This is a genomic window from Actinomadura sp. HBU206391, from assembly GCF_014323665.1.
Lineage (GTDB): Bacteria > Actinomycetota > Actinomycetes > Streptosporangiales > Streptosporangiaceae > Actinomadura_C.
In genome coordinates, this window is record NZ_JABVEB010000237.1 from 1 (window position 1) to 8,041 (window position 8,041).

Here is an 8,041-nt window from a genome sequence, read left to right on the forward strand (position 1 = left end):
GCATCACCACTTGGCTGCTAACGCGAGAGGGGGCACCGCACGGCGTGACGGTCGCCAAGCTGCGGGTCACCCGGCCGGTCCCCACCGAGCTGCGGGTGCACCCGGGCCGGGACTGGTTCACCGTGCTGTCCGGCACCGTGGTGCTGCGGCTGGGTGAGCGGACGATCCAGGTCGAGACCGGCGATGCGGCGGAGTTCTCCACGATGGTGCCGCACGCGTTCGGCGCCCAGGACGGCGTGGCTGAGATCCTGTGCATCCTCGACCACGATGGGGAGCGCACCCACCTGGGGCCGGCGAGGCAACAGGCCGAGGGTAGGTGATTCTGATGGCACCCGTTGTGACCTGGCCGACGCGGCACAGCCGACAGCGGCTCCAGACGTGCCCACTGTGCATCGGTTTGATCGAGCCGCGGCCTCGCCGCCGGAGCGACCACGAGGTCTCCGGTATGTCAGGTTCTTCTTGGTCGATGAACCCTCTACCGGAGACCTCGCTACCTAGAGATCACGACACACGGCCACACGGCTGACTCAGCCGGTCCGCCGAGCCACGATGAGCTGGAACTTCTCGAAGGCCAGCTTCACGGTGTTGTGCCGGGCATCGACGGTGCCGAGGGAGGCGCCGGTGAACGGGTCGGTCAAGCGGTACCTGCCCCGCCCCAGACCGCGCAACTCGACCGTCCCGTTCCATTGGTCGGCGTAGAAGGCGTAGTGCAGGGTCGCGCCCTTTTCGACGACATGCGCCTCGGGCTTGTCGAAACCGATGTCGTACAACTCGCCCCGATACTCGCCGGTGGGCAGCATGTTCTCCTTGTACAGGTCCACCCATTTGCGCCAGAGAACCTCCCTTTCCGGGGTGAGCGCGTTCTCATCGTCCGGGGACGCAGCCGGGTAGGTGAACTTGGTCGACAGGACGGCTCCGACGCCGTAGCTGGACGCGAAGTCGTCGCCCCCGTCGCTCAGTTCGACGTGGTCGCCGGCGTAACTGCTGCCCGGGCCCATCAGCGCCTTCATCGTCTTGCCCTTGTGCCGGACCTGGTAAGACGACTCTGGGTCCGAGGCCGGGTATTGGTCGACGTAGGGCAGGTTGTGGAAGGCGAAGGCGGTGCCGCAGGGGCAGAGCTCGACGACGGCGTCGCGGTTCGCCTCATGCGCGGCCTCGTACACCGCCTTCCAGAACTGCGCCACGCCCTCGGTCGATTCTTCGGGCCGGGCGTGCCGGTGCGCCGGGTTGTAGCAGGGTGTGACGCCATTGAGGTGCTGGCCGTCGATCTTGAGCCCTTCATAGCCCCAGTCACGGATGAATTTCTTCGCCTGCCGGGCGAAGTAGTCCACAGTCGGCTTGTATGCCGGGCACAGTGTCCAGGCGTTCCACCAGGTCACTCTCTGCTTGTTGCCGTCGCGGTCCAGCAACAGCATGTCGGGGCGCTCGGCGAACAGGTTGCTCTCGGGATCCGCCGCCAGCGGTGCCCACCACAGACGCGGCCGCAGTCCCGCGTCTCGGATCTGCTTGGTGAAGGCTCGCATGTCCGCTTCGCCCCGCGGGAACTTCTGCAGGTTGATGTCCCAGTCGCCCTCGTTGGTCTGCCAGCCGTCGTCGAGCCCGGCCCATTCGAGACCGACCTCACGCACTTTCGGAAGCGTTCCGACGACCTGCTCGACGGTGAAGCCGCGCTCGTAACCCCACGCGCACCAGATGGGGTCGAAGGCCGATTTCGGGGTCTTGGGGGCGCGCTGGCCGATGTCACCCATGTAGTCGCGATAGCGCTGTAGCGGCCCGAAGTGGTCGCCCGGGTGGGCCGTCAGGAACGTGGTGTCGGTGGTCAGTCGCTGGCCCGGTTTCAGGGTGCGGGCGGTGTCGCCTTCGATGGCGATGCTCGCTCCGTTGCCCGTCTTGCGAACCGGCAGGCGCAGGATCCTCGCCACGGGTTCGACATGTCCGACGGAAAGGCCCGCGCCCTGACGCCAGACGCTCGCCATCGGGGTGCCGCCGCCGTAGTCGGAGGAGTCCATTCCCAGCGAGTTCTGCTGGGCGAAACCGGCCGTCACCGGCTGCACCCAGTCGCGACGGTCCTCATGGGTGGTACCGGAGAAGGTGTAGAAGCCGCCGGGCTTCTCCAGGAGTTCGTGGGCTCCGTTGCGCCACCCGGTGACCTTCAGCGCGGCACGGGAGATGTTGGTGTAGGTCACCTTCATCACGATCATCCCGGTCAAGCGCTGGAAGGAGGTCAGCTCCACCGTCTTCCGCACGCCGTCCTTGGAGTCGCCGTGGAGGGTCACCTGGACGCCTGCGCCGTGCCGGGGATGCAGGGTGTTGCGGGTCTGGTGTCCGCGGTAGGTGAACGCGTCGATGGTCGTATCACCCAGGAGCAGGGCTTCGCCGGCGTCGAAACGCGTGACGTCGACGTCGTCCAAGGCCACCCGGCTGCGCAGTTTGTCGTCGAACTCCAAGGTGATGGAGGTGTCGCCGACCCCGACGAGATGGGGTCCACGCCTCGGTGCGGCGGTCGCGGATGTGGCACCCGCGACTCCGGCCACGGCGGGGAAGGCGGCCAGGCCGGCGCCCCCCAGTGCCACCTTCAGTACGGTCCGCCGCTTCATGTCGGTCATGTCAAACTCCCTTCGGGCTCGCTGCGCGGGTCTGGCGACGAGACCGCGTCTTTCCGTTCGTCGCTGTAGATCATCAAGGTCGAGCCACCTATCGCGAGCACGATGCCGAGCACGGCGTAGACCGACGGCACCGTCTGGTAGAGCGCCAGGGACAGGATGACGGTGAGTACCGGGGCCAGGGCATTCGTCGATGGCGCCACGATCGTCGCCTTGCCCCGGCTCAGCGCCATGACCAGGAACAGCGCGCCGACCGCGTTGAGTACCTGCGTCGCGGCGGTGAGGGCGGGAGCCTTCCAGGTGAAGTCGGTGGGGAATTCGCCCATCATCAGGATCGCGACGGGGATCAGCAGCAGTCCGCTGATGGTCATGTAGGCGAAAGTCGTTCCGTCGTTGACGCCGACCGTGGCGGCCTTCTTCATGTAGAAGGCCTGCACGCCCCAGGCGATGAAGATGACGATCGCCAGGACCAGCCAGGAGCCTGCGGTGACGTCGCCGTCTCCGTCTGAGATGTTGAACAGCAGAAGTGCCGCCAGCGCGGCGACCAGCCCGATCACCGACAGCGTTGTGAGCCGCTCGCGGAGGAGCACGATGGCCATCAATGCGGTGACGGCTGGAGACAGAGCGATGATCGGGAAGATCAGGTAGGCGGGGCCGATGGTGAGTGCGTGGAAAAGAGCCAGTTGACCTCCCGCCCCGGTCAGTCCGACGATCAGCCCGTAGAAGGCGGCGATGGGTCGGCGGTCGAAGGTGACGCCGCGCAGACCGAAATAGGTGGGGATGAGCATGGTCAGTGCCCAAATGATGTAGACCATTTCGTCCGGGTAGTCGTACCACTTTGTTGGCAGGCTGGAAAGGGCGCCCCAGGTGCCCCAGAAAGCCACCAGCAGCGAGGCGTAGACCACCCAGCTTCTACTGTTTTTCATCGTCTTCTCCCAACGACGTGCTGGGTGCGGATTGCAGGCGCTGGAGCGCGGCGTGGCTCAGCGGGTTGGCGCTCAGCTTGGCGGCGTAGATCGCGGCGCCGATGTGGGGTGGGTAGAGCGGGTCGCGCAGTTCGTAGGTGGCGTACCTCCCTTCGAGTTCGCTACGAAAGGCGTCCAAGATCGAAGGTCCGGCTTTGAACACTCCGCCGGAGTAGGAGACCGGCACCGACTGGCCGGGGCGGAACCCGAGACGCTCGCGCGTTGTGTCCACGGTGATGGCCAATTCCCGCGCGGCCTGGGCGAGGATGTCGCGACCGTAGCGATCTCCCCGGTCGGCGGCGGTGACGACCAGCCTGCTGAGTGCGGCGATCTTGCTGCGGTCGCCCTGCCATCGGTTGAGCACGACGTCGACCAGGTCGAGATCCTCTTTGAGGCCCAGGTGCTCCCCGATCAGTGTGTGCAGGGGGCCGGGGGGGAGGCGCCCGTCACTCATCTTCGAGAAGCAGCTGAGGCCGCGAATCGCGATCCAGTAGGCGGAGCCTTCGTCGCCGAAGAGCTCGCCCCAGCCGCCGACTCGGGCGCCGCGACCGCCGAACTCGCCGTAGGTCATCGAACCGGTGCCGCTGAGTATGTTGATCCCGTCGGCGCCGCCGAGCGAGCCGGCCCAGCTGCAGACCATGTCGTTGCCGCAGGCGTAGCGGTCGTGACCGAGGGCGTCGCGGGCAGCCGCATTGAGAGTGGGGATGTCACCGCTGACCTCGCCATAGGTCGGCAGCCCGAAGAATGCGTGTCGAATACCCTCGGGCGTGGTGCCGGCTTCGGCGCAAACGGCCGCGATGCCGTCGCGGAGAACGCGGCCGACCAGGTCGATGCCCACTGAGAAGTAGTAGGTGGAGGGGGCTCGTACTTGCGCGGACACCTCCCCGCTCTCGGTGACCAGGCAGAAGGCGGTCTTCGTTCCGCCCCCGTCGACTCCGAGGAACATGGTCACGCCCCTCCCGTCCACGCTCTCGCGGTGGTCCCCTGCGGCGGCTCAGCCGAGCGGGTGGATGGTGACGCCTTGCACCACACGATTGACCTCCTGGGCGGGGAAGGGGTTGTCGGGCGTGTGTCCGAGATGGAGGGAGGTGTGCAGCGCGATCGTCTGCGCGAAGAGCGCGTAACAGAGCGCCAGCGGCACGTCATCCAGTCCGTCGAGCCCGGGAAGATGCCAGACGTCTGCTCCTGGCCCGCCGTCCTGGGCGGACAGTGCGAGGACATTGGCCGGCGCGATCGACCGGCGCAGCTCCTCCACCAGATCGAGGTCATAGCGCCGGGTGTACGCGTCATTGGACACATAGACCACGGCCAGCGTGCGGTCGTTGAGTACGGCCTTGGGTCCGTGCCGGAAGCCGAGGGGCGACTCGGCATGGGTCAGCACTTGACCTGCGGTCAGCTCCAGCAGCTTGAGCGCCGACTCGTGAGCAAGACCCTGCAACGGACCACTGCCGAGATAGACGAAGCGTTCGTAGCCCGCCATGACCAGCGAACGAGCCCGTTCGTCGATGCTGGGCAGCGCGGCTTCAGCGGCGGTGGCGAGTTGGTCGACCATCTCGTCGGCCGTGCCGTCGGTGAGCACGAGCAGGATGCCGAGCACCATGCACGTGAAGCTCGACGTCATCGCGAAACCCTGGTCATTGGCCGCAGCAGGCATGCGGAGCACCATCGAGGACTTCGCGTCGGCATGCTCCCGACAAAGCCGGCCGCCGGTGTTGCACGTGACCACGAGATGGTGACACTCGGTCAGGAACTGGTCCGCGAGCCGCGTGGCGGCGACGGCTTCGGGGCTGTCCCCGGAACGGGAGAGCGAGACCAGCAGCGTAGGCACGTCCTCCGCAAAGCAGCCGTGCGGGTCGGCCACCAGGTCCGTGCTGGCGATGGCCTCGACGCGGTGGCCAAGACGGCGGCGCAGCGTCGGCGCCAACACCTCACCGGCGTACGCGGACGTACCCGCGCCGGTGAGCACGATGCGCAGCCCGCGACGATCGAGCAACGGGCGGAGGAAGGCCACATGCTCCTCGCTCAGCGTCGAGGCCATCCTCGCGACCTCCCGCCACAGGGCGGGCTGTTGGACGATCTCGCGGGCGGTCCAGCCCGCTCCGCGGCCGTCGAGTTCGCCGGGTGCATATCCCAGAATTTGTTCCATGAAGGTCGAGTCCCCCCTCGCCTCGGTGCTTCTCGTCATCGCCGGCCTTCGCAAGCGCGGGGCGCGGCTGCACGCGCGTACACCCGCAACACGCCGCGCACGCGGTCGACGGCCAGTGCGGCTGGGTCTGTAGTGAGCTCGCCGCGGCGCACGCGGTCGTACTGTTCGGGTAGGTGAGCGCTGATCAGCGGCATCGGGATGTCGCGGGCGGCGAGGTTCGCCAGCAGGCGACTCTGCGCCGCATGGATCTCCGCGTCGGGCCAGTAGTAGCGGACTCGGTCGCTGTAGCTGTAGCGGCGGGCGAGGCGCTGCTCGTCGTCGTCGCCGAGGTAGTAACCCTGCCACCAGCGAGGGTCCTCGAGCATGCGCCGCTCGACGACGTCGACGAGGCAGGAACGTTGCTCCTCCGGCACCAGTTCGTCCTCGATCGCCGCCAGCGAGAACAGTGCCTCGCGCAACGCGAACGTGAGCCCCGGTCCCACCTTGAGCACCGCCCAGTGGTCCTCGACGAGTGCGCGAAGGGACTCGGCCAACTGGTAGTCCGTCGAGTGCGCCTCGAACACCAAGCCCGAGTGATCGTCGAGTACGGCGGTCAGTGCCTGGGTCCGGCTGCGGTCGTAGTCGAAGACGTGGCGGTGGTCGAACTCCACACCCGGTTGCACCACGAGCCCGATGACGCGCTCCCAAGCCTCCCCGACGCCCGCGGCCGTGAAGGCGGCGCGGTGGGCGTCGATCGTCTTGGCCGCCGCGGCAGGAGAAGTCGAGGGCAGGCTCTCGATCGTCTCCTGGGCCCCGCCGGGTACGGGTACTTCCGTGCCGATGACATAGACCGGGCGCGTACCGGCCTGTCGTGCGCTCTTCTCGGCGACCCGCGCCAGCCGCGCGGCCCGCTCGGCAACGATCTCGTCGGTCAGCGGCACCGGGTCGCCGGCGCAGGCCATGCTGCAGTCGAGGTGAATCTTGACGAACCCGGCCTCGACGTAACCGGCCACCAAGACCTCGGCGCGGTCCATGGCCTCATCGGCGCCGAGATCACGCCAGCGGTTGGGCCCCAGATGGTCTCCGCCCAGCACGACTTGATCCCGAGGCAGACCGAGACGTTCTGCGGTGTCGAAGACGAGGTCACGGAAATCCGACGGCTGCATGCCTGTGTAGCCGCCGAACTGGTCGACCTGGTTCGACGTCGCCTCCACCAGCAACGGGGCGCCGTCGTCGAGCGCCTGCAACACCGCCGCCTCGATCACCAGTGGATGGACAGAGCACACCGAAGGGATACCAACCGCCGACCCGGCACGGTGGCGCCGGACAAGATCGAGCAGAAGGTCACTCATGGAGCACTCCTCGGTTCACCGCGGTTGGTCTGATCGAAGAACGTAAGTGGTATGCAATTGGGTTGTCAATGGCTGGTAATCGGTATTCGCTGGTTTGGCCTGGTGGTGGCGGTCTGAGGCAAGCCGGTGGCCCGTTCTCCAGGGCGGCTGACTCAGGGATCGATGGAACCGGTATGGTTCTGGTATGTCTGTTGCGAGGACGTCGATGCCCCGTGGCCTGTTCGCCGACGACGCGCTCCCGCTGTACGAGCGCACCGCCGCGCAGCTGCTCGACGACCTGCGCGGTACCGCTGCCCGCACCGGCGACCGGCTGCCCTCCGAGCGGGCGCTTGCGACCCGGTACGCCGTTTCACGCGTGACGCTGCGAGCCGCCCTCGCCGAATTGGAGTCGCGAGGCTTCGTGCGACCGGCGTCGTCGCGCGGGTGGTTCGTCGCCGAACTCGGCCAGTCCCCTGATCCGGCGATGGCGTCCACCGCGGCCGCCCCCCAGGTCCAGGGCTTCGCCGACTACGCCCACGTCAACGGTCTGACGGCGAGCAGCCAGGTTCTCTCTGCCACGGTTCGCCCGGCAACGGTGTCCGAGGCCGAACACCTCCGCATCGCGCCCGGCGCCGACCTCTTCGACCTCCACCGACTGCGCTTCCTCGACGACCTGGTGGTCGTGCTCGAGCACAACCGACTCCCATTGACGGTCTGCCCGGCCCTGGCCGAAACCGACTTCAACACTGCCTCGCTGTACGCCACCCTGCGCGCGGCGGACCCGCCACAGCTGCCGAGCGTTGCCGACTACTCGGTCGAAGCCCGCCACCCAATGCCACGAGAGATCGAGCTGCTCGAGATCGGCGACACCATGCCGATGCTCGTCGCGACCCAGCTGACGTTCAACCAGGCAGACCGCCCGATCGAGCTGACCGTCCAGGTCTACCGAGGGGACCGCTACCGCTTTCGAGCCTCCATCACCAATCGGACCTGATCAGCATCCTTCTCGGCACCGCC

The 8,041-nt window shown here is 67.3% G+C and carries 7 protein-coding genes; 2 read left to right on the plus strand and 5 right to left on the minus strand.

Going from position 1 to position 8,041, the window contains the following annotated elements:
- Positions 1–320: cupin domain-containing protein (locus tag HKK72_RS32465; RefSeq protein WP_187238254.1), on the plus strand; the 320-nt coding region annotated here is incomplete at its 5' end.
- A gap of 207 nt (positions 321–527) precedes the next feature.
- Here the strand turns inward: HKK72_RS32465 and HKK72_RS32470 are convergent.
- From HKK72_RS32470 to HKK72_RS32490, 5 genes are read right to left on the minus strand one after another with little or no spacing between them, the layout of a single operon-like run.
- The gene (locus HKK72_RS32470) at positions 528–2,606 is read right to left on the minus strand and encodes a glycoside hydrolase family 36 protein (protein WP_187238255.1); all 2,079 of its coding nucleotides are present in this window, start codon (positions 2,604–2,606) and stop codon (positions 528–530) included.
- Positions 2,603–3,508 (minus strand): DMT family transporter, encoded by a 906-nt coding sequence (locus HKK72_RS32475; RefSeq protein WP_222721413.1) that lies wholly within the window; start codon positions 3,506–3,508, stop codon positions 2,603–2,605. The genes HKK72_RS32470 and HKK72_RS32475 overlap by 4 nt, the downstream gene beginning before the upstream one ends.
- A gap of 7 nt (positions 3,509–3,515) precedes the next feature.
- Positions 3,516–4,514: an N-acetylglucosamine kinase gene (locus tag HKK72_RS32480; protein ID WP_187238258.1), complete on the minus strand. Its 999-nt coding sequence runs from the start codon at positions 4,512–4,514 to the stop codon at positions 3,516–3,518.
- Between the two features lie 48 nt (positions 4,515–4,562).
- The gene (locus HKK72_RS32485) at positions 4,563–5,753 is read right to left on the minus strand and encodes an SIS domain-containing protein (RefSeq protein WP_222721415.1); all 1,191 of its coding nucleotides are present in this window, start codon (positions 5,751–5,753) and stop codon (positions 4,563–4,565) included.
- Positions 5,750–7,045: a D-tagatose-bisphosphate aldolase, class II, non-catalytic subunit gene (locus HKK72_RS32490; RefSeq protein ID WP_187238257.1), complete on the minus strand. Its 1,296-nt coding sequence runs from the start codon at positions 7,043–7,045 to the stop codon at positions 5,750–5,752. The genes HKK72_RS32485 and HKK72_RS32490 overlap by 4 nt, the downstream gene beginning before the upstream one ends.
- A 184-nt stretch (positions 7,046–7,229) precedes the next feature.
- Here HKK72_RS32490 and HKK72_RS32495 point away from each other — a divergent pair, with 184 nt between their 5' ends.
- On the plus strand, positions 7,230–8,018 hold the full coding sequence (locus tag HKK72_RS32495) for a GntR family transcriptional regulator (protein WP_222721416.1): 789 nt from the start codon (positions 7,230–7,232) through the stop codon (positions 8,016–8,018).
- The last annotated feature ends 23 nt before the right edge of the window (positions 8,019–8,041 follow it).